The sequence below is a fragment of the Pseudoalteromonas sp. APC 3358 genome (assembly GCF_030408075.1).
In the GTDB taxonomy this organism is placed as follows: domain Bacteria; phylum Pseudomonadota; class Gammaproteobacteria; order Enterobacterales; family Alteromonadaceae; genus Pseudoalteromonas; species Pseudoalteromonas arctica.
Map to the genome: position 1 here is coordinate 438,929 of NZ_JASDCE010000003.1, position 24,545 is coordinate 463,473.

The window sequence follows — 24,545 nt, forward strand, 5'->3', positions numbered from 1 at the left end:
TTTTTCAATTACTTACTTTATTTAATCAAAGCGATTAAAAAAGCTCGTTTGCTTTGCTTACAATGTTTGCCACTGTAAAACCAAAGTGCTCAAACAGCTCGCCTGCAGGTGCTGACTCACCAAAGGTAGTCATACCTACTACTGCGCCGTTTAGGCCTACGTACTTGTACCAGTAGTCAGCAATACCAGCTTCTACTGCTACGCGGCGTGAAACAGATGCCGGTAATACGCTTTCTTTGTATGCTGCGCTTTGATCTTCAAAGGCATCAGTACATGGCATAGATACAACACGTACCTTTTTACCTTGGCTGCGTAGTTCGCTTGCTGAATCTTGTGCTAGTTGCACTTCAGAGCCCGTTGCAATGAAAATGATCTCTGGGTTGCCGTCACAGCTAAGGATGTAACCACCCTTTTTAACGTCACTTAATTGCTGTGCGTCACGTGCTTGTTGCTCAAGACCTTGGCGAGTAAAGATTAACGATGTAGGACCGTCTTTACGCTCAATAGCTTGTTGCCATGCAATTGCCGACTCAACTTGGTCACATGGACGCCAGTTGTATAAGTTAGGCGTTAAACGCATGCTTGCAATTTGCTCTACTGGTTGGTGAGTTGGACCATCTTCACCTAAACCAATTGAATCGTGCGTGTATACAAAAATGCTTGGTTGCTTCATTAATGCAGCCATACGTACAGCATTTTTTGCATATTCAACAAACATTAAGAACGTAGCACCGTAAGGAATAAAGCCTTTATGAAGGGCAATACCATTCATAATTGCCGACATACCAAACTCACGTACACCGTAGTAAATGTAGTTACCGCTTGCATCATCGCGTGTTAAACCTTTAGAGCCATCCCAAATTGTTAAGTTTGAGCCTGCTAAATCGGCTGAACCACCCATAAATTCTGGTAATAACGGACCAAATGCGTTTAATGCATTTTGCGATGCTTTACGAGACGCTGGGTTTGCAGGGTTTGCTTGTAATTGCTCAATGTACGCTTGAGATTTTTCAGCCCAATCGCCAGGCAGTTCGTTATTAATACGACGCTTATATTCAGCTGCAAGCTCTGGGTATGCTTTTGCGTATGCTGCAAATTTTTCGTCCCAGCTTGATTCAAGCTGTTGACCTTTTTCTTTGCCATCCCACTGTGCGTAAATATCATCAGGAATTTCGAAAGCATCGCCAGTCCAACCTAAAAATTCGCGAGACGCTTTAATTTCGTCATCACCTAGTGGTGCACCGTGACAATCGTGGCTACCAGATTTATTAGGTGAGCCGTAACCAATAATTGTTTTACAACAAATTAGTGAAGGCTTGTCGGTAACGCTTTTTGCTTCTGCTATTGCAGCACTTACAGCATCGCTATCGTGGCCATCAACACCACTAACTACATGCCAACCGTATGCTTTAAAGCGAGCTGGCGTGTCATCTGTAAACCAACCTTCTACTTCGCCATCGATTGAAATGCCGTTGTCATCCCAAAATGCAACAAGTTTACCCAGACCTAATGTGCCTGCAAGTGAACCTGCTTCATGAGAAATACCTTCCATAAGGCAGCCATCGCCCATAAATGCATAGGTAAAGTGATCAACAATATCGTGACCTTCACGGTTAAACTGTGCAGCTAGCGCTTTTTCAGCAATTGCCATACCTACGGCATTTGTGATCCCTTGACCTAATGGACCCGTAGTAGTTTCGATTCCCGGTGCATAACCATATTCAGGGTGACCTGGTGTTTTAGAATGCATTTGACGGAAGTTTTTAATTTCGTCCAGTGGTAAGTCGTAACCACTTAGGTGCAATAGAGAATAGATAAGCATTGAACCGTGGCCGTTTGAAAGAATAAATCTGTCACGGTCAGCCCACTCTGGATTCGTTGGGTTATGTTTTAGATAATCGCGCCATAATACTTCTGCGATATCAGCCATGCCCATAGGGGCTCCAGGGTGACCAGATTTGGCCTTTTGTACTGCGTCCATTGACAAGACGCGAATAGCATTTGCAAGTTCTTTGCGAGATGGCATGAATTCTCCTACCTTTATGTGTATTTGCGCGGGTATTTATGTGTTTGTTTATGCACCCAAGTAACTTGGGTTCGTTTATACCGACCATTCTTACTTATTGTGGGGGCTGTGTGCAATTAAAAACCCTATAAAAGTGAGGCATTATGAATATTTTTTAAGACCAAAAAGTTATTAGTAATTTTATTTAGACGTCTAGGCGTAAAAACACTATGCAAGGTGTTTTGTTTTCGATAAAATACGCCCCTTAATTTTTTAGCGCTAATACCGACGTTTGTGAAGCGCAATATTTGTGAGCAGAATTATAATGGCAAAACATTTATTTACTTCTGAATCAGTTTCTGAAGGTCATCCGGATAAAATCGCCGATCAAATCTCTGATGCGGTACTTGATGCTATCCTAGAGCAAGACTCTCATGCCCGTGTTGCATGCGAAACTTACGTAAAAACCGGTATGGTTATGGTTGGTGGTGAAATCACTACTAGCGCATGGGTTGATATCGAAGAAATTACACGTAAAACAATTCGTGACATTGGCTACACAAATTCAGACATGGGCTTTGATGCCGATTCATGTGCAATTTTAAACACTATTGGTAAACAGTCTCCTGACATTAACCAAGGTGTTGACCGTACTAGCCCAGAAGAGCAAGGCGCTGGCGACCAAGGCTTAATGTTTGGTTACGCATGTAACGAAACAGAAGTACTAATGCCTGCCCCAATTACTTACTCACACCGTTTAGTACAGCGCCAAGCTGAGGTTCGTAAAAGCGGCGAGCTTAACTGGTTACGTCCAGATGCAAAATCTCAAGTTACTTTTGCATACGAAAATGGCAAACCTGTAGGTATTGATGCTGTAGTGCTTTCTACTCAGCACAGCGAAGACATTTCGCAAAAAGATTTAGTAGAAGCGGTGATGGAAACAATCATCAAGCCGGTACTTCCTGCAGAACTTATCACAAGTGCAACTAAGTTTTTCATTAACCCAACAGGTCGCTTTGTAATTGGCGGACCAATGGGTGACTGTGGTTTAACTGGTCGTAAAATCATTGTAGATACATACGGTGGTATGGCTCGTCACGGTGGTGGTGCTTTCTCTGGTAAAGATCCATCAAAAGTTGACCGTTCAGCAGCATACGCTGCACGTTACGTTGCTAAAAACATTGTTGCTGCTGGTCTTGCTGACAAGTGTGAGCTACAAGTTTCTTACGCAATTGGTGTTGCAGAGCCTACTTCTATCAGCGTTGAAACGTTTGGTACAAGCAAGCTAGAAGAAAGCCGTTTAATCGAGCTTATTCGTGAACATTTTGACCTGCGCCCTTACGGCTTAATTCAAATGCTTGATTTAGAGCGCCCTATCTACCTTCCTACAGCGGCTTACGGCCACTTTGGTCGTGACGAATTCCCTTGGGAACGTACAGATAAAGCAGACGCACTTCGCGCAGCTGCTGGCCTTTAAGCCAAAATTGTTGTAGTAAATTAAAAACGGCCCTTTTAAGGGCCGTTTTTGCATCTAAAACTTATTCGCTATATTGTTTGTAGAGCGTCTACAAAATAACTATTAAATCGACCTCGAATTCTTTTGTACTTTAGGTATATACTCATTTCATTATAAAAGCTTTAGGGACAGTTAAATGGCCGATAACTTTCGCGTTATATTTGCAGGACTTGCCGATAACGTTGACATAAAAACAGCATGTACAAATTTAGCTGCAAAATTAAAAACGTCAGATGAAAAAGTAGCTCTTTTTTTTAAAGGTAAGCCGCTGTTTGCACCAAGCGATAAAGACAAAGCGTTAAAACAGGCTAAGTTACTAGCAGGCTTAGGCATTAAAAGTAAGCTTCAAGCTGTTTCAAACATCATTCAAAATGGCTCAACCCCTGCTGCAAATAACAACCAACGTGACGAACGTATTTTTGATGCACTCGATTACATCACTAGCAGCTTAATTCGCCTTGAAGAAAAGTTAGACGAGTTAGAGCAACGCCTTCCTGAAGCTCAATTAAAAGCACCAGACGAAAGTATTGACGAATGGCAAGGTGACGATCTAATGCTAGATGATGATTTAGCGCCTCCTAAAAAACGCAGCAACTTACTTTTATATTCATTGATTGCAACTGCCACAATTTTGCTAGTCGTACTGGTTGTTTTTTTAATTTTTCCCGATTTATTCTCTTTTTAAGAATGGCTAATTAATTTAATGAGTAATAAACGCGCAAAAATAAGAGCAGAAATTCGTAACACCCGTAAAAACTTGTCAAATAATCAGCAAATAATTGCTGCGCAATCGCTAAAAATGAATTTTATTCAACATTTAAAAAGCGAAAAAACAACGAATTCAAAGCATATTGCCATTTACTTAAGTAACGATGGGGAGCTAGACACTTCATTGTTAATTAAAGAGTTATGGAACTTAAACCATAAAGTTTACCTCCCTATAATACACCCCTTTAACGGGGCTAATTTACTCTTTCAACGTTATGAAAAAAACTCACCCATGAAGGCAAATCGCTATGGTATCTTGGAGCCTAAGCTGAATTGCTCTGAGATATGCCCATTACCAGCGCTTGATTACCTTCTTATGCCATTAGTTGCATTTGATAAACAAGGTAATCGCCTAGGAATGGGAGGTGGGTTTTACGACCGGACATTGGCGCGTTTGCACGAACAAAATTGGCAAAAACCACAACTAATTGGCCTTGCACATGAATGCCAAAAAGTTGAGGCCCTACCAATCGAGTCGTGGGATGTACCACTTAAAACCATTATCACCCCAGATAAAACATACTGTTGGTAACAATTAAATTTGATTACTAACCGCATATTTCTGACATACATGAGCACAAAGCAATGACACAAGATGAATTAAAAAAAGCAGCTGCTTGGGCAGCACTCGAGTTTGTAAAAGAAAACACTATTGTAGGTGTGGGTACAGGCTCTACTGTTAATCACTTTATTGATGCCCTTGGCTCAGTAAAGGACACTATTGTAGGCGCTGTATCAAGTTCAGAAGCCTCAACCGCGCGCCTACAAGCGTTAGGTATTGAAGTATTTGAGCTTAATAACGTTGCTGCTTTAGATGTATACGTTGACGGCGCTGACGAAATAAACGATCAAAACGAAATGATTAAAGGTGGCGGCGCAGCCCTTACTCGCGAAAAAATAGTAGCCGCTGTAGCTAAACAATTTGTGTGCATTGTAGATGACACCAAATTAGTAAAAACATTAGGCGACTTCCCGCTTCCGGTAGAAGTTATTCCAATGGCGCGCAGCTACGTTGCACGAGAATTATTAAAGCTTGGTGGTGACCCTGTTTATCGCCAAGGCGTAGTTACCGATAACGGTAACGTTATATTAGATGTATTTAACTTAAAAATTACCAATGCTAAACAACTTGAAGCACAAATAAATTCAATTGTTGGCGTAGTTACCAACGGCCTATTTGCAATACGTGGTGCTGATAAAGTGATTATCGGTACTAAAAATGGGCCACAAATTAAATAGGATGAGGTTATGAGTAAGGTATCGTTAGCAAAAGACAAAATTAAAATTCTCTTGCTTGAAGGTGTTCACCAAAGCGCTGTTGAAACGCTAAAACGTAACGGTTACAGCAATATCGACTACGTTAAAACATCCTTACCTGAGGACGAATTAAAAGAGCGCATTAAAGATGTTCACTTTGTAGGACTTCGTTCTCGTACTCATATTAACCAAGCCGTATTAGACTCAGCTGACAAGCTAGTTGCTGTTGGGTGTTTTTGTATTGGTACAAACCAAGTTGATTTAGATGCAGCACGCGAACGCGGTATTGCTGTATTTAACGCACCATTTTCTAATACTCGTTCAGTTGCTGAACTTGTACTTGGTGAAATCCTACTTTTATTACGCGGTATTCCAGAGCGTAATGCAGCGGCTCATCGTGGTGGCTGGTTAAAAACAGCAAATGGTTCGTTTGAAGCACGTGGTAAAACATTAGGTATTATTGGCTACGGTCACATTGGAACTCAGCTAGGTATTATGGCTGAAAATATCGGTATGAACGTGGAGTTTTACGATATCGAAGATAAATTATCACTCGGTAATGCAAAACAAGTTCACAACCTAACTCAGCTATTACAACGCTCTGATATTATTAGTTTACACGTACCAGAAACACCGCAAACTAAAAATCTTATTGGTAGTGCAGAACTTGCTGTTATGAAGCAGGGATCTATTTTGATCAACGCTTCACGCGGAACTGTTGTTGATATTGATGCACTTGCAGAAGCACTAACAGAGAAAAAACTAAGTGGTGCAGCAATCGATGTGTTCCCTACTGAGCCAAAATCTAACGATGAAGAATTTGTATCGCCACTGCGCCAATTCGACAATGTTATTTTAACGCCGCACATTGGTGGTTCTACACAAGAAGCACAAGAAAACATTGGTATTGAAGTAGCGGGTAAACTGGCTAAATACTCAGATAATGGCTCAACTATTACAGCTGTTAACTTTCCTGAGGTATCGCTGCCTGAGCTTGCTAATCGTAGCCGTTTATTACACGTACACCACAACCGCCCAGGTGTACTAACGCAAATTAACCAAGCGTTTGCACAGCACGGTATTAACATTGCTGCGCAATACCTACAAACAGACGCATCTATTGGTTATGTAGTTATTGATGTAGATACAGATCAATCTGAAGTAGCACTTAAAGAACTAAGCGCAGTTGAAGGTACAATTAGAGCACGTATTCTGCATTAGTAATTTAATCAGCTATTCTAATATCAAAAAGGGTCACTTCATTAAGTGACCCTTTTTTGTATTCAGATTACATATACTTTCTTAGGTATTTTTTGAATACCGGATCTGTTGCAGCCAACTCTTTTTGCTCAGCTAATATCTCTTTTAAAATAGCGCCTGATGTAAGCGGGTTTGCAAGTACCACTCTAAATACAACTGTAGGTTGATTGTCGTATTTAGAAGGCGTTAAACGAGTACGTGATACAAATGAGCGACCAGACTCTCGCTGACGTTTTTGCATACTGGCAGTAAAACGATTCAGAGAGGCAAAAATATCTAACCGAGTTGCAGCATCTGCATCAGCTATTGCTTGTTTAATTTTCTTAGGTACATAACGATACGTTAATAAGCACAATTCAGGTTCTGAAATAAGCTCAAAGTCTTCATCAGCTTTAATTAAATCAGCAAAGTAATGTGCTTTTTTGATGCTTCGATCAATCAGCATTTCGTAACCTTTACGACCAATAACACGTAAGCAAGCATGTACTAACATTGCCATACCAGGTCGGCTGCCTTCAAGCGTGTGGCTACCTAAGTCTTTTGAACCTTTACGTAATATGTACTCAGCGTGATGCTCTATTGCATCAGTTGCAGCGGGATCTTTAAATAAAACCAAACCCGCTCCCATTGGTACATACATTTGTTTATGTGCATCGATGGTAATTGAATCTGCTCGCTCAATCCCTTTTAGTAAAGGGCGATGCGTGTTCGATAAAAGGGTTGCTCCTCCCCATGCAGCATCTACATGAAAATGGCAGTTAATGTCTTGTGCTAAGTCAGCCATTTCATCAAGTGGGTCAATATTACCGGTTTCGGTTGTACCCGCTACCCCAATAATCGCCATTACTTTAATGCCTTGCGATTCAAGCTCACGTGCTTTTTCGCGCATAGCTCCTACATCAACTTTATTATTTTCGCAGGTTTTAATACCAATTAAGTTATCGCGGCCAATACCGAGTAAATCAACCGATTTACCTAATGAGTAATGTCCGCGTTCTGATATTAATACTGCTAAACCTTTATAGCCGTAATGCAGCATACCGGCAATTAGGCCTTGTGCGCCGATACCTCTAAAATCGCCATCGGGTTTTAATAAGCGGTTTCGAGCAATCCAAAGCGCAGTAATATTAGCAACCGTTCCACCAGAGCAAAATGCACCAAGTGAGGTTTTAGCACTGTGCATCCATTTAGAATAAAATGAATCTTCTTGCCCATAAGCTAAATGATGCATCATTCCAAGCACTTGACGTTCAAGAGGCGTAAACGCTTTAGACGTTTCTATTTTTACTAGATTTTGATTTAGCCCTACCATCAATTTTGACAGAGGTAATAAAAAATGCGGCAAGGCAGAGGTCATGTGACCAATAAAGCTAGGCGCAGCTGTATGTACAGAATGCGCAACAAGTTGCTCCATTATGTCTTGGGCATAAGCAGATACAAACGTTGGATCCTCTGGGATCACTGCCGACTGAAAATCTTTTTCGATTTCATGTAATGGTTTTTCAATTGCCGCTATATTCTCGTTTAGAAAACCTGCTAAATTACTCGAAATTTCAAGCTCGATTTTGCTTAAAGTTGAGTCTGGCGCTTCAGGTACAGTAAATATACGCTTAAGGCTTTCTTTAGAGGCGACGGCACAACGCTTTTGATCCATCTCAATACCTAGTGTGTGTAGCTAAAACACGCGCTTACCCATCAAAAACGCCTACTTATTAGGACATTTAGAGCAATCGTGTTTCTTTAAAAATTGCGGTAACTTTACTGCAATATAACTAAAATGTCTCGTTTAAACCTATAAAAGCAATCAAAGCGATGACAAAAAAATGATAATTTAATTAAAACTCTACCAAACCTAATTATTTATTGGGCATTTACTTATTTTGGGTATAATAAATTTGATAACAAAAAAGGGACACATATGCCAGAAGGAAGAGTCAAAGTTAGTTGGATAGTGGCAGGCTTTAGCTTGTTTTTAATAAGCTTGCTTACCTATGTTTACTACACATACCAAACCACGCGTGCTGAAATAATGCAGTCGGTTGATAATCGCTTACTTAATGCCGCCACCAGCGTTAAACATATTCTAGGTGAAAATTACTTAAGTGCGGTTAATCAAGGCGACAACATAAGTTTTTCTTACTATCAAAATAAGAGTAAACAGCTCTCTGAGTTTGCTCAAGCACTTGATATTGCTTATGTGTATTCAATGATTTTAAAAGACGGAAAGGTTCTTTTTAGCTCATCAAGCTACACGCAAGACGATCAGAATAATGGCAAAGTAACTCAATTTTTAGATCTCTACCCTGAAGCTACCGATGCAAATATAAGTGCTTTTTACTCAACCGAGCCTGTATTTGAAATATCGAGCGATCAGTGGGGCCACTTTAAAACTATTTTTATTCCTTACGTTGACCCTATTAACGGCAATACCTATTTAACGGGTGCCGATATAACTATTTACAATTTAAACGAGAAACTTAAAGAAAGCGTATCAAAAGCAGCTGCCATGGCGAGCTTCTTCTTTTTTATCGCGATACTAGTTGCCGCCATATATATTTATTTACTAAAGCGCTCTTTAGCAACTGACTCAAGTACTGGTTTTTCAAATCATATTGCTCTTGAGTACTTTATTAAAAAAAGTAATGCTCATCACATGCAGTTAGCCGTTATTTGGGTTAATGAAATAGAAGATATAAACAGTTTCTACGGCACTGAAGTGGGTGACAAAGTAATGAAAAACTTACTTATTCACTTTAAACTCAGAAGCTCTGCGCATTGCCATATATACAGACTAGCAACCAACAAAATAGTATTACTCGCTCCTAAAGAAATGAGTAATGACGAATTTACCGATCTCGTAAAAACATATAACTTTAATACCCCAGTGTTAACTGACCCTTTTATTTATATAACTCTATGTGCAGGTATTGCCAGTGGCAATAAATCGCTACTACTTGAAAACGCTCATATAGCGGCGCTGCAAGCTAAACAAGGCAGGCATAGCGTAGTTAACTACTCAAAAGCGCTACACGATGTAAAAACGCAATATCAATACAATGTTGAAATGGCTAAAGAGGTGCGTGAAGCGTTTGATAACAACCGTATAGTGCCTTACTTTCAACCCATTATTGATACAAATACCAACAAGGTCGTTCAATACGAATGTTTAGCTCGAATGGTAACGGCGCAAGGGGAAGTGTTGAAACCTGATGCATTTTTAAATGTTGTTACTCGCTCAAGAATGGACGGAATACTTACCCGTACTATATTTTCACAATGTGTTAGTCGCTTTAGAAAAACCGATATTTGCTGGAGTTTAAATATAACAGCACAAGATATGCTCGACCCTAATTTAAGTGAGTTTATTGCGGACGAACTTAAGCGCTACCCGCATCCTGGTAATATCACACTAGAGCTTTTAGAAACCCAAGCTATTGCCAACTTTTCTGAGGTGAAAGCATTTATTGGAATGGTTAAAACGAAAGGCGTTAAGGTTATTATTGATGACTTTGGTAGTGGTTATTCAAATATATCAAACGTACTTAAGCTGGAAGTAGATGGTATTAAGCTAGATGGCGCACTAATAAAGCAAATAGTGAATGACAAAGATATCTATTTATTTATTGAACATATAGCCAGTTTTGCTAATCAACTTGGTTTGCAATTAATGGCAGAGTCGGTAGAAAATGCAACCATAGTAACCGCACTTAAAAAGGCGAATGTGACACTAATGCAAGGCAACTACTTTGCCCACCCAGTGTCACATGTTAGTACGGTTATAGAAGAAGAATTAGCACTTTAACTTACTTTAGCGAGGTAAGTTTATAACGAGTCGGTGGCTTTGCTGGCCACTGGCCCAGTATTTACGTTCAAAAGGCGTAATTGCATCGTCTGACTCATAAAGCGTTACATCGCAAGGGTTGCCTGTTAATTCAAGCGCCCGAGCAAACTCCTTAACGTAAATATCCCAATTGCTGCGCACTTCTAATTTTCCACCTAACTTAACGATAAATGGAAAAATAGCCGCGCCATGCCAGCGTCTACGAATATGCTTAGATTTAGGCCACGGGTTTGGATACAACAAATAATGGTGCGTAGGTTGCCAATTAGCAGCTACCGCTAAACGCCAAAAGTCATTTAAGTCTGCTTGCACTAAGATGTACTGACCACTGTCGGTTTGCTTATATTCAACATCGTGCTTATCTAATCGGTGCGACGATTTATCAATACCAATTATAAGTGCATCAGGGTGGCGCTTAGCTAAGTTAGCTGAGCTTTCACCCACGCCACAACACGAGTCTAAAATAAGCGGGCCACTAAAGGCTTGTACTTTAGCATTAACCTCGTCAAATGCGGCTTGGGTATGCGCTGCAATTGGCTTTTTAAATTCAGCATCTAAGTGCTTATTTACTATTTCATCAAGCTTTTCGTGAATACCCGCTTGATTAGATACAATACTACGTGAATTTGCATCACTCATTAGTGTCTTAGCCCCACACCTTTTTTGATCAATGTAAGCGCTAATGTAAATAACGCTGTTATAAATACTAAAATAACCCCAAGAGCCACGCTCAAATCAACATCCGACACACCTAAAAAGCCATAACGAAATGCGTTAACCATATAAATTATAGGGTTGATTTGTGATACATTCTGCCAAAATTCAGGCAGCAACGTAATTGAATAAAATACACCGCCTAAGTAAGTTAGTGGCGTTAGTATGAAGGTGGGGATAATGCTTATATCGTCAAAGCTGTTTGCGTAAATCGCATTAATTAAGCCACCTAAAGCAAACACGGCTGAGGTTAAAATAACCGTCGCTATAATTACAAAAATATTATGAATTTGAATATCAACAAATAATAACGACACACAGGTAACTATAAAGCCCACCATAATACCGCGCGTCATACCGCCACCCATATAACCTAGAACAATGATGTAGTTAGGTACAGGTGCAACTAAAAGCTCTTCAATGCTTTTTTGAAACTTTGTTGAGTAAAAACTAGAGGCTACGTTGGAATAGGAATTGGTAATGACCGACATCATTATAAGGCCAGGTACAATAAACTCCATATAACTAAAGCCGCCCATGTCGCCAATGCGTGAACCAATTAAGTTACCAAAAATAACAAAATATAAGCTCATCGTAATTGCTGGCGGTACTAAAGTTTGCACCCAAATACGTAAAAAACGAATGCACTCTTTGATCCACAAACTCTTTAAGGCTACGCCATATTTAAACATTTATTCGCCCCGCCCTTGCTCTAGTAATCCAACAAATAACTCTTCTAATCTGTTTGCTTTATTTCGCATACTCAATACAGTATTACCTTGAGTTGTTAATGCACTAAAAACCGCATTTAAGCCTTGAGACTTAGCGACTTCCACTTCAACAGTATGATCGTCCGTCATGGTAAATTTATAGCCTTCAAGCGTTACAGGGCTTGCTGGCATTTTTAAATCTAAAATAAAGGTTTCTTTATCAAGCTTTGCAAGCAATGCTTTAATGGTCGTGTTTTCAACAATTCGGCCATTATCGATTATGGCGATGTTTTTACACAGTAACTCTGCTTCTTCAAGGTAGTGCGTAGTTAAAATAATAGTTACGCCTTGCTCATTTATTTGGCGTAAAAAATCCCACATTGAACGACGAAGTTCTATGTCTACACCCGCTGTTGGCTCATCAAGTATAAGCAACTTGGGTTCGTGCATAAGGGCACGCGCAATCATTAAGCGGCGTTTCATACCGCCTGAAAGCGTACGTGCTTGTTTGTCTTTTTTCTCAAGTAAGCCAAGTTGCGCTAAGTATTTATCAGCACGTTTATGGGCTTCGCCACGTGGCACACCATAATAGCCGGCTTGGTTAACAAGTATTTGGCTAAGCGTTTCAAATTGGCTAAAATTAAACTCTTGCGGCACTAAGCCTAAATGCGCTTTTGCAGCTTCTAAGTCAGTATCAATATTACAACCGAATACTTCTACTTTGCCTTTTGTTTTATTAACAAGTGACGAAATAACACCAATGGTGGTTGATTTACCTGCTCCGTTTGGACCAAGTAAAGCAAAAAAGTCGCCCTCTTTAACTTGCAAATCAACGCCTTTAATAGCCTCAACACCATTTTTATAAACCTTGGTAAGGCCTTCTATATTTAAAGCAATATTTTGCTTATTCATTACTTACCCTCACCATAACCCCAACGTTTTGTTAGGTTATGTTCAATATTTAAATGATCTAAAATTCTCGCCACCATAAAATCAACTAAGTCTTCAATACTTTGTGGCTTATGATAAAAGCCAGGCGCTGCTGGCATTATGGTCACACCTAAACGAGATAACTTAAGCATGTTTTCTAAATGAATTTCGTTAAACGGTGTTTCGCGCGGCACTAAAATTAACTGTCCGCGTTCTTTAATTACCACATCAGCGGCGCGCTCTAATAAGTTATCTGACGCCCCTACTGCAATTGCAGAAACCGATCCAGCACTGCATGGACATACCACCATTTTTTTAGGAGCAGCAGAGCCCGAAGCCACAGGGCTAAACCAGTTATCTTTACCGTATACTTTTAGCTGTTCAGGTTTGGCATTAAACAGCGTACTTAACTGCTCTGTGGCTTTATCTTCATTACCAGAGAGCTTAATATTTGATTCTGTATCAAGCACCACGCGTGCTGCACTTGAAATGAGAACGTAGACCTGAAATTGCTGCTCTAGTAATACTTCAAGTAACCTAAGCCCATAAGGCGCACCCGATGCACCACTAAAAGCGAGCGTAATTCTATCTTTAAATTGCACACTATTCTCCGCTGTATTTATCAGCTAAGCCATCAACAAGGTGTTGATGAAGGCCATTAAAGCCGCCATTGCTCATAATTAAAATATGTTGATTAGGCTCAATACTTTCAAGCACCGTATCAATAATTGTTTGTGTGCTGCTATAGCATTGCATACCCGCTTTATCTGCTTGCTCTTTTAGCGACCAATTTAGATTCTCTGGTTCAAAAAGTAGTACGTCGTCAGCATCACGCAGTGAATCTAATAATGTATATTGATGCACACCCATTTTCATAGTATTTGAGCGCGGCTCTAAAATAGCGATAATTTTTTCATCGCCTACTTTTGCGCGCAGTCCTGCAAGCGTAGTTTTAATTGCCGTTGGGTGATGCGCAAAATCGTCATACACCTTAATATTATTTATATCAGCCTTTAGCTCCATACGCCTTTTAGGGCTAATAAATTCTCCTAAGGCATCAATACTATGATCAACAGCTATACCCACATGACGCGCTGCTGCGATAGTCATAATTGCATTTTTAACGTTATGCTCGCCTATTGCTTGCCAGCAAACAGTGCCCTGCTTTTCGTTATTTAAAAGTACATTAAACTCACTACCATCGGCTTTTATTAATTCATAGCTCCAATCATCGCCTAGCGTTTCGCTTTCGCTCCAAAGCCCTTGTGCTATTACGTCATTAAGCGCTACGTCTTGCTTAGGCCAAATTACCTTGCCGCTTTGAGGTAATGTACGCATTAAGTGATGAAATTGTTTTTTTATTGCGTTCAAATCTTCGAAAATATCAGCGTGATCGAATTCAAGATTATTTAAAATAAGTGTACGTGGAAGGTAATGGACAAACTTACTGCGCTTATCAAAAAAAGCAGTGTCGTATTCATCGGCTTCAATAACAAAAAATGGCGTTTCACCCACTTTTGCCGATACACCAAAATTTTGGACTATGCCGCCAATTAAAAACCCTGGTTTTAAACCTGCATACTCTAAAACCCACGCAAGCATACTTGCTGTGGTTGTTTTTCCATGCGTACCGGCGACAGCAAGTACCCACGATTTTTGTAATAAATTATGTTTAAGCCATTCAGGGCCTGAGGTGTAAGGCAGGCCTTTATCAAGCACATATTCAACACACGGGTTACCACGGCTCATTGCATTACCGACAACTACCATATCTGGTTTTGGCTCTAATTGAGATACGTCGTAGCCTTGAGTCAGTTCAATGCCAAGCTCTTCAAGTTGCGTACTCATTGGTGGGTAAACGTTTTGATCAGAACCCGTTACTTTATGACCTAATGATTTAGCAATGGCTGCAATACCACCCATAAACGTGCCACAAATGCCCAAAATATGTATATGCATATACTTTCCTTAAATCGTATGCTCACTTTACAGCTATGCAAAGTTTAATGGCGCTATAATGCCAAAATTCGTGCTTAGTTACTATGTACGTCTGCACAATTCACTCGTGCCAAAAACACGTTAATTAGTTTTTTAAACGCTAAAAATCAAAAAATAGGCACGTTCACCTACCCTGTATTGCTTTTAATCAATTATTATCAATGTTATAAACCAGCTTGCTGTATAACTTTAAAACTTAAAAAGGACTTAATATGAAAAAACTATTCTTTATAGCCTGTATTTTACTTAGTCAAAAAAGCTTTGCTTTGGAATTTGCTAAGTACCCAATAGAACTAAGTTCGGGCGAAGGCGTTAATGTTGTTATTGCCCCAACAACAGATAAAAAACAAGCTTTAGTAAAAGTAACAGGCATAAACCATGATATTGATGGCATTGTATTTTTAACCGATTTAAAACCTCATGGTAGTAATAAAGCTTACAAATATACTTACGATGGTACACAAAGAAGTTTAGTAAGTGTTGAGGAAGGCTACCGCTGTTGCTCTTACAATCTTTATATTCCAGACACTCGTGATGGAATTTACTTATCAAAAAAAGAAGAGTCAAACCCTGCCATTGTTGAAGATTTAAAAGCGCAATACGATCAACAGTTAAATAAAGGTACTCAAGCTAAACTAGCGAAGTTTAATCGTGAAAAGCATTTAGGGTATCAACAAAAAAATATAGCTGCCGCTAATAGCGAAATAGATAAGCAATGCGGATTAAAAATAAATACCAATGTTGATTGGGAAAGCATTGATGATGAAAACCTAAAAGAATATCCAGTGGGTTCATTTTGTGCACAAGTTGCAAACGAAATGGCATACATGTGCGAAAAAGACCAAAGTTTTAAAAACGACATAGCTCAGTTCAATGCTATCGAATGTAAATTTACTAATGAGCTAAAACTACGTAAAAATGGTAATACACTTATATTTAAAACAGCGCCAAAAGCCGCTAACCAACGCCGTTTTATTGAAGCTTATTTATTAAATTTATAAGCTGAGTTTAAAACTAAAAAAAGCACCTAAAGGTGCTTTTTTTTGGTTTTACTAATTAAGTTTGTTTATAGCGTTAAAAATACAATCAAACCGACACCGAGTAATAAACGATATATTACAAATGGCAACATACCCATTCGCTCTATTACTTTTAAAAACATAAATATACATGCATAAGCCGATAAGAACGATAGCACCACACCAAGCAATAATGTATTCCAATCAACTACATGGTCACCCAGTGCAAGCTCTGCAATATAATAAAGCCCCATCATAGAAATAATCGGAATCGCTAGTAAAAACGAAAAACGCGCTGCGCTTTGCTTATTCATACCCAACATTAAACCAGCTGTCATCGTGATACCTGATCGAGAAGTACCCGGGATCATTGCAACAGCTTGTGCGAAACCAATGATAAGTGCCGTTTTCCAATTGAGCTGATAAATAGTTTTAATTTGTTTCCCTTTTGCATCCGCGTACCAAAGCAATAAACCAAATACAATGGTGGTAGTAGCAATTACCCAAGCGCTTCGCAAATATAACTCAATAAAGTCTTTTAAAAGTAAACCTAAAATAGCGGCAGGCACTGTACCTAGTATAATCCACCAGCCTAATTTACTGTCATCGGTAGTGCCTTGCTTACCAAAAGATTTAAACCATGCGCTTAGTATATCTACTACTTCTTTACGAAAATAAATAACAACGGCTATTAAAGTACCAACATGTACTGCTACGTCAAACGCAAGCCCTTGATCTTCCCAGCCTAAAATTTGCGATGGGAGAATTAAATGCGCAGAACTCGATATTGGTAAAAACTCAGTAAATCCCTGTATGAGGGCTAAAATAATTATTTCGATAATACTCATAGGTTAGAAAACTCCACCTTCCATAGCTTTTGTTGAGGGTTATTATATTCATTCCATAACTGCGCAATCGTTTGCTTAGCTACAGGATGATAAAAATCTGGGGCAACCTCACTCAGAGGTTGTAATACAAATGCATTTTTAGTTATTTCATCACGTGGTAATTGCGCTGGGGAATCGCAAGTTACATCATCATAAAACAGTAAATCTAAATCGAGCGTTCGTGGACTAAATTTTTTATCGTTCGCTGTACGCCCATTATCACGCTCTATTTGTTTTAATAAAGCGCATACATCAGCAAGCGACATATCAGTTGTAGCGCCAACTACTGAATTATAAAAATTATTGCCAGCAAACCCAACTGCTTCACTTTCAAAAACAGACGAGTGCACAATGTGCTCAAAGTGCTGCTTAAGTGCAATTAATGCACATTGTATATAATGCGCTTTATTTATATTTGACCCTAGGCTGATATAAATTTGAGCCATTTAGTCAGTTGCCTTAACACGTGTAATTTCAACACCCACAGTTTGTGCTTGTGCTACTGCTGCAGGTTTACTTACTCTTATAGTAACTTGTGGCGTATTAAACTCGCTTAAAATAATCTCAGCCAACTGCTCAACCAAAGTCTCTAGCAACTCAACAGGTTTTGCAGTGCAGTGCTTAATAACGCGTTCGCTTACTTTTGAGTAATCCAGTGCTAAATTAATATCGTCATTTTCGGCTGCAGGCTTAATATCACTAAGCATTTCAATATCAAAATAAAGGCTCTGTTTACTTTCTTTTTCAAAGTCGTACACTCCAATAATAGTGTCGACGTGCAATTGAGATATAAAAACCTTATCCATTGATACTCCAAATAACAACAAACGACTAAGCAACTATACAAGGCATCAATAAAATTAATACTGTATATGGTTTAGCCAGTGTTTAAATATGTGAAAATAACTTCTACAATAGCAAAATAACCAAACTAGCTATTAAATAGCCTGTTAATAATTTTCACGATAAATTTTGCTGCCAATAATAGCTTAAAAGTACTATCAATTGGTATAGCAATTAAAAAATAAGGAAGCGTGTGTTAGCCACTTTAATGTTTGTTTTAGCTTATTTACTTGGGTCGATTTCGTCGGCTATTCTAGTGTCGCGGTTGTTCAAACTCCCTGACCCTCGTAATAGTGGTTCTAACAACCCAGGAGCTACAAATGTTTATAGATTAGGCGGAGCATTTCCGGCTTGCTTGGTTTTAGTGTTTGATATTTTAAAAGGCACTATTCCGGTATGGGGGGCTTATTTTTTAGAAGTTGAACCTTTAGAGCTTGGTTTAGTCGCAGTAGCAGCTTGCTTAGGCCATATGTACCCACTATTTTTTAGCTTCAAAGGTGGTAAAGCAGTAGCAACGGCATTTGGCTCATTATTACCTATTGGCTTATCATTGGCTGGTTTACTTGTGTGCACTTGGTTAGTTATAGTAGCAATAACACGCTATTCATCACTGGCAGCGCTTGTAGCTGTATCTTTAGCGCCCTTATATACATGGCTAATAAAACCACTTTATACTCTTCCCGTTACTTTTATCACGCTGTTAATTATATTTCGTCACCGTACTAATATTATTCGATTATTTAGCGGGGAAGAACCAAAAGTGGGTGCTAAAAAAGCACCCACCGATGAAAACAAAAATATCTAAAATATGAGTCATTAAATCGGCTCAAGGCTATCTATAGGCCAACGAGGTTTTGTTTTCATATCAAGCGTGGCAAATTGCCCTGCTTTTAAACGTTGCATTCCTGCATAAGCAATCATTGCACCGTTGTCGGTACAAAATTCAGTACGCGGATAAAAAACTTCGCCTTTCATACCTTTCATTACGCGTTCAAGCTGCAGTCGAAGCTGTGTATTTGCACTTACGCCACCGGCGATTACTAAACGCTTAATACCTGTTTGTTTAAGCGCTCGCTTGCACTTAATAACCAGCGTATCAATAACCGCTGTTTGAAATGCATGCGCTATATCAGCTTTAGTTTGATCGTCGTCGTCATTTTCACGAATAGTGATTGATGCTGCAGTTTTTAAACCACTAAAACTAAAATCAAGACCTGGTTTGTCGGTCATCGGGCGAGGAAAAATAAAGCGCTTCGCAACGCCTTGTTCGGCCATTTTAGCTAAGCGCGGACCTCCAGGGTAGTCAAGACCAAGTAACTTAGCCGTTTTATCAAAGGCTTCGCCTGCGGCATCATCAACTGACTCACCTAGTACTTCGTATTGTCCAATACCCGCTACTTTAACCATCATGGTATGACCGCCCGATACAAGCAATGCAATAAACGGAAACTCAGGAATATTTTCTTCAAGCATCGGAGCAAGTAAATGCCCTTCCATATGATGAACAGCAACAGCTGGAATATCCCAACCGTATGCTAATGAACGACCAATAGAAGTACCTACCAATAATGCTCCAACTAAACCTGGGCCTGCAGTATAAGCAATACCGTCTAAATCTTCTGGGCCGCAACCCGCTTGTGCAAAAGCTGCGTCTATAAGTGGTAGCGTTTTACGAACATGATCGCGCGATGCAAGTTCCGGTACTACACCGCCATAATCAGCGTGTACTTTTACCTGGCTGTATAGTTGATGAGCTAACAAGCCTTTTTCGTCATCGTATATTGCAATACCTGTTTCATCGCATGACGATTCAATGCCTAAAATTCGCACTGTACTTCTCCTGCCTTTAAAATTTCACTTCGCTGTTTTTATAACGTAAGGCCAATATTTGTTTGGCCATCTTCTAGGGCAAACTTTTTAAGTGCCTTCACGCTATCAGAGGTAATACGCCCCATATTTTCTACAAAATCAATTAGCTCACCTAATACTTCAATTTCGTATTGCATTAATGGATGCTCTCTAACGGCCGTGTTATCTGCAACCTCACCTTCAACCGTCATTTGATATTCAATAAAGCGGGCCACTGTTGCTTGAGATATTTTACTGACACTAATGAACTCTTGCTCATCTTGCGCCATTAAACCATGCATTAAGCTAAGTAAAGACGTTGCAGCATCAATAGCAGGGTAAGTACCAAACATATCAAAATCAGCAAGTTCAGGAACATTCGGTTCTATTTTTTCAACTTGTTTTTCGAGATCTATTTTACTTTTAGGCAGTAATATTTTTTCCCAACAAACATTAAGCGAATTACGAAGTAAGATTTCATCACCAAACCCCGTTGCTTCGCTAAATAAACCGTAATTTGGCAGCATTCGCTCTATTAAAGCACTTGCTAAAACAGCTTTTTGTAAATAGTTAAGCTCTCTAATACGCTGAAAATTATTTGCTTTAGTCATTCTTTAACGTCTCACACGACCAACAAAAATCAAATGTTGATCCATTATGCTCATTACAGTTAGGGCATACCCAATCTGGAGCGGATTGTTTTACTTGTTGATAGTTTACCAATATTTGGCGCGCATGGCGCTCTTTTATCGCATAAACCTGCACACTAACTTGTGCTTGATCAAATGGAATTTCTCCCAATGCGCCTTGGAGCATCTCACCTTTTATTTTGCATTCGATGCCACTGGTTTGTATTAAACCTTTAATAATATTAGCTTCAAGGGTATTTTCGGCTTTATAAATTGTAACCCATTGAAAAGAGCTATCAGTTGAATTTTTATTATTAATATTTTGCAATATTCACCTCATTTATTTTGTGTTAACAATATCCTACGCTAAATTATTAGCATGCTGCACTTTTAAGGAATAAACATGACACTTACAACCCCGGGCTTACTTTTTCCGGCCATATCGCTGCTATTATTAGCCTATACAAACCGATTTTTAGTTTTAGCGCAATTAATTAGGGAGTTAAATGCACGCGAAGGTGAATCTATCCGACCTGTTGTAGTCGCTCAAATCACTAACTTACGTAAACGAATAAACTTAATCAGAACAATGCAGGTATACGGCGTAGCCTCTTTTTTACTGTGTACATTTTCGATGTTTGCTTTATTTATTGAATTTAATACCACAGGGATTATTTTATTTGGCATTAGCTTAGCTTGCTTAAGTTTATCGTTATTAACGTCTTTATTCGAAATACATATTTCTTGTGATGCGATTGAAATAGAACTACAAAGCATTGAAAATAAACCATTAAGCAGCCGAATAAATAGAAATTTTGTAAAATAAACTCTTATAGATAAAACACCCTATTATTTGTCATAATCATGTTATATGTGCGCCCTATCTTGGGGCGTACTTTTTTATTAATTAGAACAATTAAATTCCAATATCCTAACTAACCCACTGAGTTAAAATAACTTTGCCTAGATAGTTAATTGCAAAAATATAGACAAAACACAATAAACAACTAGTTATCAATTAAAAAAGTAATACTATTTGGTCGCTTTCCTCTTTAATTAATACTAAAAGGGGGGTATCCTGCTGGAAACACGTATGAACTTGCAACCGTATTTCAATATAGAATTTTACTAAACTTTAGAATAAAAATTAATATATTTGATATCCGTGGTATCTGCGACTTACTTATAAAAAGGGACTATAAAGTGAGATTTGAACAATTAGAGCAATTTGTAGCACTTGGTGTATTACGTCACTTTAGACAAGCAGCTGAACAAACCCAAATTAGTACTTCAGCGCTAACGCGCAGCATTCAAACACTTGAAAATGAAATGGGATATGAGTTAGTAAAACGCTCAACTCGTTCTGTTAAATTAACGCCTGAAGGCGAACTTTTCCTTGAATATGCTAAAACGACTCTATCGGAACTTGAGCTAACGAAAAAACGGATTTTTCAATCAGTAAACGGTAATGCTAATGAAAAACTTGTTATTGGCTATACCAATAAGGCAAGCAGCATAGTACCTATTTCTTGTGGACAGTTTTTAGCTCAATATCCTCATATAAAAATTGAAATGCAGTTACAAGATCAACAAGAGCTAACACGCAGACTCCAACAAGGTGAAATAGACATAAGTGTATACTCTCAAGCTATTAATAGTATTGGCAGTGACATTCACTTACCTGATCAGCTTGTATTATTTGTTTCAAAAAATCACCCTCTTGCACATAAAAACGATATAAGTAAGCAAAATCTTGATAGCTACCCTATGTTTGGCTGCTTCTCTCAATCTAAACAAGTGCAAACTATGCTTAATGAAGCAATTGATTCTTTAAATAAATCATCAAGTATTAAAGTGGGTAGCATTGAGCAAGTAATGGCTGGTGTAGTTAAATCAGATCACTTTGCTATAGCAAGCATTGAGCATGCGAACACAATCGCAGAGAACTCTGAACTCGTGCAACTAAAAACAAATAAAGATTTAAATCACGAACAACTCGTTGTACAGACAAGCCAACAAACGTCTATTACCGAACATGTAGAACACTTGTTGTCGCTTATAAAAAAAGCGGGAGCTGCATTTAACTAACCCTTCTTTTTGAAAAAGTGCGGCACAATAAACAGTAGCTTTAAATCGCTTTTCGGCTACACTGTCGCACCTTTTTTAAACAGCTGATGTGAATGAACACACTTTTTGGTCCTGATGTCTATTTAGATGATATAGAACGCCAAGGATACACCGTAATTCATAACGCGCTTATTGCCGATTTAGTTAACGATTTAGTTGCAGATTGTCACCGTATAAACCCCCACTTTAGCCTTGCCGGTATTGGTCGATTAAATAACTTACAAATAGATAAAACTATTCGCACTGACAAAACCTATTGGTTTGACGGCAGCTCTCAAGCACAGCTTACGTATCAAGCAATAATGCAAAGTATAAAAACCACGTTAAATCGTAGCTTTTTTATGGGGCTATTTGATTACGAATGCCATTATGCAAAATATACACAGGGTGATTTTTACAAAAAACACTTAGATGCATTTAAAGGTCGATCTAATCGTGTATTTACAACGGTGCTTTATTTAAATACGCCAGAGCAAGGTGGCGAACTTGTTATATATAAACCTAAAAGTAAAGAAGTAGAAATAACCATTAAACCAACTGCTGGCACATTGGTTATGTTTGAAAGCGAACGTTTTGCTCATGAAGTGCTCCCTGCAGTTGACGAACGCTATTCTATTGCTGGATGGTTTAGAAAAAACGCCTCTATTAGCGGCATTATTGATCCACCCCGATAGCTCTAAATAGAGAATTTTAACAGCCTTTATTAAGGCTTTAAAATGCTATTGGGTATGAAAGTAATAACCCTATAAAGATAGCCAAGCCCACATAATGATTATTTAAAAACGCTTTAAAGCAGGCATCTCTTTCACGTTTATGAATAAGCGTTTGTTGATATGCCAATAAACCAGCAGCCACACTCAAACCAATGCCAAACGCGACACTTAAATGATTACTTATACCAATAAACGCAACCAGCGATATAAATACAGCATTAAGTAAAAAGATTATGTGGCGGTCGTATTTACCAAATAAAATAGCGGTTGATTTTACCCCTATTTTTAAATCGTCATCTCTATCAACCATCGCATACATAGTGTCATAAGCGACTGTCCAGCAAATGTTGGCTATAAATAATAACCATGCCTGCTGAGGTAATGCATTTATTGAAGCCATATAGGCCATTGGAATAGCCCAACCAAATGCAGCTCCTAAAACAACTTGTGGTAATTGCGTATAGCGTTTCATAAAAGGGTAGCAAAAGGCTAAAGCCAAAGCCCCAAAAGAAAGCAAAATAGTATTAACGCTAAGCATTAATACTAAAATAAACGCAATAACTATGAGCAGTAAAAATAGGCTAAGTGCTTCACCACTACTAACCCGCCCTGAAGCTAGCGGCCGCTGAGCTGTGCGTTTTACAGAGCCGTCTATTTTCCTATCTGCAAAATCATTAATTACACACCCTGCACTTCGCATAACAACAACGCCCAGCGTAAATATAATAAAGTTGAGTAAGCTCGGCATCCCACTATTAGCAAGCCATAAAGCCCAGTATGTTGGCCAAAGTAATAACAAGGTACCAATGGGCTTATCTATACGCATTAGCTGTATATAGTAAGAAATATGTTTTGGCTTTAAAACGGCTAATTTCATGAGTATAAATATGCTCCTGGTAAAAACACTTCACACACTAAAAATTTATATTCTTTGAGTGAAAATACACTTCGACGCCCTAGTAAGTTTTTTCCGGGTAGGTCTAATTTTGCAACTAATTGCTGAACGGGGTGTTTGGCATCAAAATAAGCAATTTCTATATCCGTTCGTTTTAGTGCTGGGTCTTGAAAAATCACATCACCTAAAGGTCGTTCACCCATATTGTGCAAAGGATTGTTCGAATCATTTTTAGGAAGCCAGCTTTGTGCGTACACCACAGGTTTGTTATCGCACAATAAGAGTACTTCTCTATTAATAGCTGTTTTAGCTGTGCTGTTTAGCAGTAACTTTTGCTCTAGGCTTAAAGTAAATAACTGCTCGCTTAATACTCTTACACTAAAAATTTGTGATTTACTTTTTAATTTAGCAGTTAAAGAATTAGGTTCAAAAAGCCATTCTTGCTCTAGAGGAGATAAGTCACTTACATATGAAGTGGACTGCCAATTAGCAGATATAGACAGAGGATAAGTAATCACAATAGCTCAACAAAATAAAAAACAACGAGATGATACCATTGCCAAAGCTTTTGAAAAAGTGATGTTT

Annotated in this window: 26 protein-coding genes; 11 read left to right on the forward strand and 15 right to left on the reverse strand. The window is 38.7% G+C overall.

The window, feature by feature from the left end; translation table 11 throughout:
- Nucleotides 1-34 precede the first annotated feature (34 nt).
- Entirely contained in the window at nt 35-2,026 is a 1,992-nt protein-coding gene (gene tkt / locus QL995_RS07110; RefSeq protein WP_290293831.1) for a transketolase, read from the reverse strand.
- 304 nt (nt 2,027-2,330) lie between these two features.
- On the opposite strand from tkt, the gene metK reads away from it, so the two are divergent.
- From metK to serA, 5 genes are all read left to right on the forward strand, one after another.
- Nucleotides 2,331-3,482, forward strand: a complete 1,152-nt coding sequence (gene metK, locus QL995_RS07115) for a methionine adenosyltransferase (RefSeq protein ID WP_101164183.1) — start codon at nt 2,331-2,333, stop codon at nt 3,480-3,482.
- A gap of 175 nt (nt 3,483-3,657) precedes the next feature.
- Entirely contained in the window at nt 3,658-4,206 is a 549-nt protein-coding gene (locus QL995_RS07120; RefSeq protein WP_290293832.1) for a hypothetical protein, read from the forward strand.
- Between the two features lie 18 nt (nt 4,207-4,224).
- A complete protein-coding gene (locus QL995_RS07125) occupies nt 4,225-4,821 on the forward strand; it encodes a 5-formyltetrahydrofolate cyclo-ligase (RefSeq protein WP_290293833.1) in 597 nt (198 codons plus the stop codon).
- A 53-nt stretch (nt 4,822-4,874) separates the two neighbouring features.
- Nucleotides 4,875-5,528, forward strand: a complete 654-nt coding sequence (gene rpiA, locus QL995_RS07130) for a ribose-5-phosphate isomerase RpiA (protein WP_010554417.1) — start codon at nt 4,875-4,877, stop codon at nt 5,526-5,528.
- Nucleotides 5,529-5,537: 9 nt separating this feature from the next.
- Nucleotides 5,538-6,767: a phosphoglycerate dehydrogenase gene (gene serA, locus QL995_RS07135; protein WP_007584756.1), complete on the forward strand. Its 1,230-nt coding sequence runs from the start codon at nt 5,538-5,540 to the stop codon at nt 6,765-6,767.
- A 67-nt stretch (nt 6,768-6,834) separates the two neighbouring features.
- Here serA and panP read toward each other — a convergent pair whose 3' ends face one another.
- The gene (gene panP, locus QL995_RS07140; RefSeq protein ID WP_010554416.1) at nt 6,835-8,460 is read right to left on the reverse strand and encodes a pyridoxal-dependent aspartate 1-decarboxylase PanP; all 1,626 of its coding nucleotides are present in this window, start codon (nt 8,458-8,460) and stop codon (nt 6,835-6,837) included.
- A 264-nt stretch (nt 8,461-8,724) separates the two neighbouring features.
- Between panP and QL995_RS07145 the strand changes: the two genes are divergently transcribed.
- Nucleotides 8,725-10,608: a GGDEF domain-containing protein gene (locus tag QL995_RS07145; protein WP_010554415.1), complete on the forward strand. Its 1,884-nt coding sequence runs from the start codon at nt 8,725-8,727 to the stop codon at nt 10,606-10,608.
- 6 nt (nt 10,609-10,614) lie between these two features.
- Here QL995_RS07145 and QL995_RS07150 read toward each other — a convergent pair whose 3' ends face one another.
- Genes QL995_RS07150 through mpl form a run of 5 tightly spaced genes read right to left on the reverse strand, consistent with a single transcriptional unit; the run spans nt 10,615 to nt 14,960 of the window.
- Nucleotides 10,615-11,286 (reverse strand): SAM-dependent methyltransferase, encoded by a 672-nt coding sequence (locus QL995_RS07150; protein ID WP_007584750.1) that lies wholly within the window; start codon nt 11,284-11,286, stop codon nt 10,615-10,617.
- Nucleotides 11,286-12,053 (reverse strand): ABC transporter permease, encoded by a 768-nt coding sequence (locus tag QL995_RS07155; protein WP_010554413.1) that lies wholly within the window; start codon nt 12,051-12,053, stop codon nt 11,286-11,288. The genes QL995_RS07150 and QL995_RS07155 overlap by 1 nt, the downstream gene beginning before the upstream one ends.
- The gene (locus QL995_RS07160; RefSeq protein ID WP_165736231.1) at nt 12,054-12,983 is read right to left on the reverse strand and encodes an ABC transporter ATP-binding protein; all 930 of its coding nucleotides are present in this window, start codon (nt 12,981-12,983) and stop codon (nt 12,054-12,056) included.
- A complete protein-coding gene (locus QL995_RS07165; RefSeq protein WP_002961027.1) occupies nt 12,983-13,603 on the reverse strand; it encodes a flavin prenyltransferase UbiX in 621 nt (206 codons plus the stop codon). Before QL995_RS07165 ends, QL995_RS07160 begins: the two co-directional genes overlap by 1 nt.
- Nucleotide 13,604: 1 nt before the next feature.
- Entirely contained in the window at nt 13,605-14,960 is a 1,356-nt protein-coding gene (gene mpl / locus QL995_RS07170) for a UDP-N-acetylmuramate:L-alanyl-gamma-D-glutamyl-meso-diaminopimelate ligase (RefSeq protein WP_290293834.1), read from the reverse strand.
- A 251-nt stretch (nt 14,961-15,211) separates the two neighbouring features.
- Here mpl and QL995_RS07175 point away from each other — a divergent pair, with 251 nt between their 5' ends.
- Nucleotides 15,212-16,000, forward strand: a complete 789-nt coding sequence (locus QL995_RS07175) for a hypothetical protein (RefSeq protein WP_007584744.1) — start codon at nt 15,212-15,214, stop codon at nt 15,998-16,000.
- 65 nt (nt 16,001-16,065) lie between these two features.
- On the opposite strand, the gene QL995_RS07180 is transcribed toward QL995_RS07175, so the two are convergent.
- From QL995_RS07180 to folB, 3 genes are read right to left on the reverse strand one after another with little or no spacing between them, the layout of a single operon-like run.
- Nucleotides 16,066-16,866 (reverse strand): undecaprenyl-diphosphate phosphatase, encoded by an 801-nt coding sequence (locus QL995_RS07180; protein WP_007584742.1) that lies wholly within the window; start codon nt 16,864-16,866, stop codon nt 16,066-16,068.
- Complete coding sequence (gene folK / locus QL995_RS07185; RefSeq protein ID WP_007584740.1) at nt 16,863-17,351, reverse strand: 2-amino-4-hydroxy-6-hydroxymethyldihydropteridine diphosphokinase; 489 nt, start codon at nt 17,349-17,351, stop codon at nt 16,863-16,865. The genes QL995_RS07180 and folK overlap by 4 nt, the downstream gene beginning before the upstream one ends.
- Complete coding sequence (gene folB / locus QL995_RS07190; protein WP_007584738.1) at nt 17,352-17,711, reverse strand: dihydroneopterin aldolase; 360 nt, start codon at nt 17,709-17,711, stop codon at nt 17,352-17,354. It abuts the gene before it with no gap.
- A 230-nt stretch (nt 17,712-17,941) separates the two neighbouring features.
- On the opposite strand from folB, the gene plsY reads away from it, so the two are divergent.
- Entirely contained in the window at nt 17,942-18,553 is a 612-nt protein-coding gene (plsY, locus tag QL995_RS07195; RefSeq protein ID WP_007584736.1) for a glycerol-3-phosphate 1-O-acyltransferase PlsY, read from the forward strand.
- A gap of 11 nt (nt 18,554-18,564) precedes the next feature.
- Here the strand turns inward: plsY and tsaD are convergent, their stop codons facing one another.
- Genes tsaD through QL995_RS07210 form a run of 3 tightly spaced genes read right to left on the reverse strand, consistent with a single transcriptional unit; the run spans nt 18,565 to nt 20,553 of the window.
- Nucleotides 18,565-19,578 (reverse strand): tRNA (adenosine(37)-N6)-threonylcarbamoyltransferase complex transferase subunit TsaD, encoded by a 1,014-nt coding sequence (gene tsaD, locus QL995_RS07200; protein ID WP_007584734.1) that lies wholly within the window; start codon nt 19,576-19,578, stop codon nt 18,565-18,567.
- A 38-nt stretch (nt 19,579-19,616) separates the two neighbouring features.
- The gene (locus tag QL995_RS07205) at nt 19,617-20,207 is read right to left on the reverse strand and encodes a YjaG family protein (protein WP_290293835.1); all 591 of its coding nucleotides are present in this window, start codon (nt 20,205-20,207) and stop codon (nt 19,617-19,619) included.
- Nucleotides 20,200-20,553 carry a DUF2007 domain-containing protein gene (locus QL995_RS07210; RefSeq protein ID WP_010554404.1) on the reverse strand — a complete coding sequence of 118 codons (354 nt, stop codon included), beginning with the start codon at nt 20,551-20,553 and terminating at the stop codon, nt 20,200-20,202. The genes QL995_RS07205 and QL995_RS07210 overlap by 8 nt, the downstream gene beginning before the upstream one ends.
- A gap of 75 nt (nt 20,554-20,628) precedes the next feature.
- On the opposite strand from QL995_RS07210, the gene QL995_RS07215 reads away from it, so the two are divergent.
- The 3 genes from QL995_RS07215 (at nt 20,629) to QL995_RS07225 (ending at nt 23,026) form a co-directional block, all read left to right on the forward strand.
- Nucleotides 20,629-21,051: a DUF2721 domain-containing protein gene (locus tag QL995_RS07215; protein WP_007584730.1), complete on the forward strand. Its 423-nt coding sequence runs from the start codon at nt 20,629-20,631 to the stop codon at nt 21,049-21,051.
- 377 nt (nt 21,052-21,428) lie between these two features.
- A complete protein-coding gene (locus QL995_RS07220; RefSeq protein WP_007584725.1) occupies nt 21,429-22,313 on the forward strand; it encodes a LysR substrate-binding domain-containing protein in 885 nt (294 codons plus the stop codon).
- 92 nt (nt 22,314-22,405) lie between these two features.
- Nucleotides 22,406-23,026 carry a 2OG-Fe(II) oxygenase gene (locus QL995_RS07225; RefSeq protein ID WP_007584723.1) on the forward strand — a complete coding sequence of 207 codons (621 nt, stop codon included), beginning with the start codon at nt 22,406-22,408 and terminating at the stop codon, nt 23,024-23,026.
- 37 nt (nt 23,027-23,063) lie between these two features.
- On the opposite strand, the gene ubiA is transcribed toward QL995_RS07225, so the two are convergent.
- Together ubiA and QL995_RS07235 are read right to left on the reverse strand one after the other, a co-directional pair.
- Complete coding sequence (gene ubiA / locus QL995_RS07230; protein ID WP_169043771.1) at nt 23,064-23,942, reverse strand: 4-hydroxybenzoate octaprenyltransferase; 879 nt, start codon at nt 23,940-23,942, stop codon at nt 23,064-23,066.
- Nucleotides 23,939-24,478, reverse strand: a complete 540-nt coding sequence (locus QL995_RS07235; RefSeq protein WP_024594081.1) for a chorismate lyase — start codon at nt 24,476-24,478, stop codon at nt 23,939-23,941. The genes ubiA and QL995_RS07235 overlap by 4 nt, the downstream gene beginning before the upstream one ends.
- Nucleotides 24,479-24,545: the final 67 nt, after the last annotated feature.

Bases quoted from the DNA above. Each gene is read 5' to 3' on its own strand.
- tkt (WP_290293831.1), bottom strand. From the start codon at position 2,026: ATGCCATCTCGCAAAGAACTTGCAAATGCTATTCGCGTCTTGTCAATG.
- metK (WP_101164183.1), top strand. From the start codon at position 2,331: ATGGCAAAACATTTATTTACTTCTGAATCAGTTTCTGAAGGTCATCCG.
- QL995_RS07120 (WP_290293832.1), top strand. From the start codon at position 3,658: ATGGCCGATAACTTTCGCGTTATATTTGCAGGACTTGCCGATAACGTT.
- QL995_RS07125 (WP_290293833.1), top strand. From the start codon at position 4,225: ATGAGTAATAAACGCGCAAAAATAAGAGCAGAAATTCGTAACACCCGT.
- rpiA (WP_010554417.1), top strand. From the start codon at position 4,875: ATGACACAAGATGAATTAAAAAAAGCAGCTGCTTGGGCAGCACTCGAG.
- serA (WP_007584756.1), top strand. From the start codon at position 5,538: ATGAGTAAGGTATCGTTAGCAAAAGACAAAATTAAAATTCTCTTGCTT.
- panP (WP_010554416.1), bottom strand. From the start codon at position 8,460: ATGGATCAAAAGCGTTGTGCCGTCGCCTCTAAAGAAAGCCTTAAGCGT.
- QL995_RS07145 (WP_010554415.1), top strand. From the start codon at position 8,725: ATGCCAGAAGGAAGAGTCAAAGTTAGTTGGATAGTGGCAGGCTTTAGC.
- QL995_RS07150 (WP_007584750.1), bottom strand. From the start codon at position 11,286: ATGAGTGATGCAAATTCACGTAGTATTGTATCTAATCAAGCGGGTATT.
- QL995_RS07155 (WP_010554413.1), bottom strand. From the start codon at position 12,053: ATGTTTAAATATGGCGTAGCCTTAAAGAGTTTGTGGATCAAAGAGTGC.
- QL995_RS07160 (WP_165736231.1), bottom strand. From the start codon at position 12,983: ATGAATAAGCAAAATATTGCTTTAAATATAGAAGGCCTTACCAAGGTT.
- mpl (WP_290293834.1), bottom strand. From the start codon at position 14,960: ATGCATATACATATTTTGGGCATTTGTGGCACGTTTATGGGTGGTATT.
- QL995_RS07175 (WP_007584744.1), top strand. From the start codon at position 15,212: ATGAAAAAACTATTCTTTATAGCCTGTATTTTACTTAGTCAAAAAAGC.
- QL995_RS07180 (WP_007584742.1), bottom strand. From the start codon at position 16,866: ATGAGTATTATCGAAATAATTATTTTAGCCCTCATACAGGGATTTACT.
- folK (WP_007584740.1), bottom strand. From the start codon at position 17,351: ATGGCTCAAATTTATATCAGCCTAGGGTCAAATATAAATAAAGCGCAT.
- folB (WP_007584738.1), bottom strand. From the start codon at position 17,711: ATGGATAAGGTTTTTATATCTCAATTGCACGTCGACACTATTATTGGA.
- QL995_RS07205 (WP_290293835.1), bottom strand. From the start codon at position 20,207: ATGACTAAAGCAAATAATTTTCAGCGTATTAGAGAGCTTAACTATTTA.
- QL995_RS07215 (WP_007584730.1), top strand. From the start codon at position 20,629: ATGACACTTACAACCCCGGGCTTACTTTTTCCGGCCATATCGCTGCTA.
- QL995_RS07225 (WP_007584723.1), top strand. From the start codon at position 22,406: ATGAACACACTTTTTGGTCCTGATGTCTATTTAGATGATATAGAACGC.
- ubiA (WP_169043771.1), bottom strand. From the start codon at position 23,942: ATGAAATTAGCCGTTTTAAAGCCAAAACATATTTCTTACTATATACAG.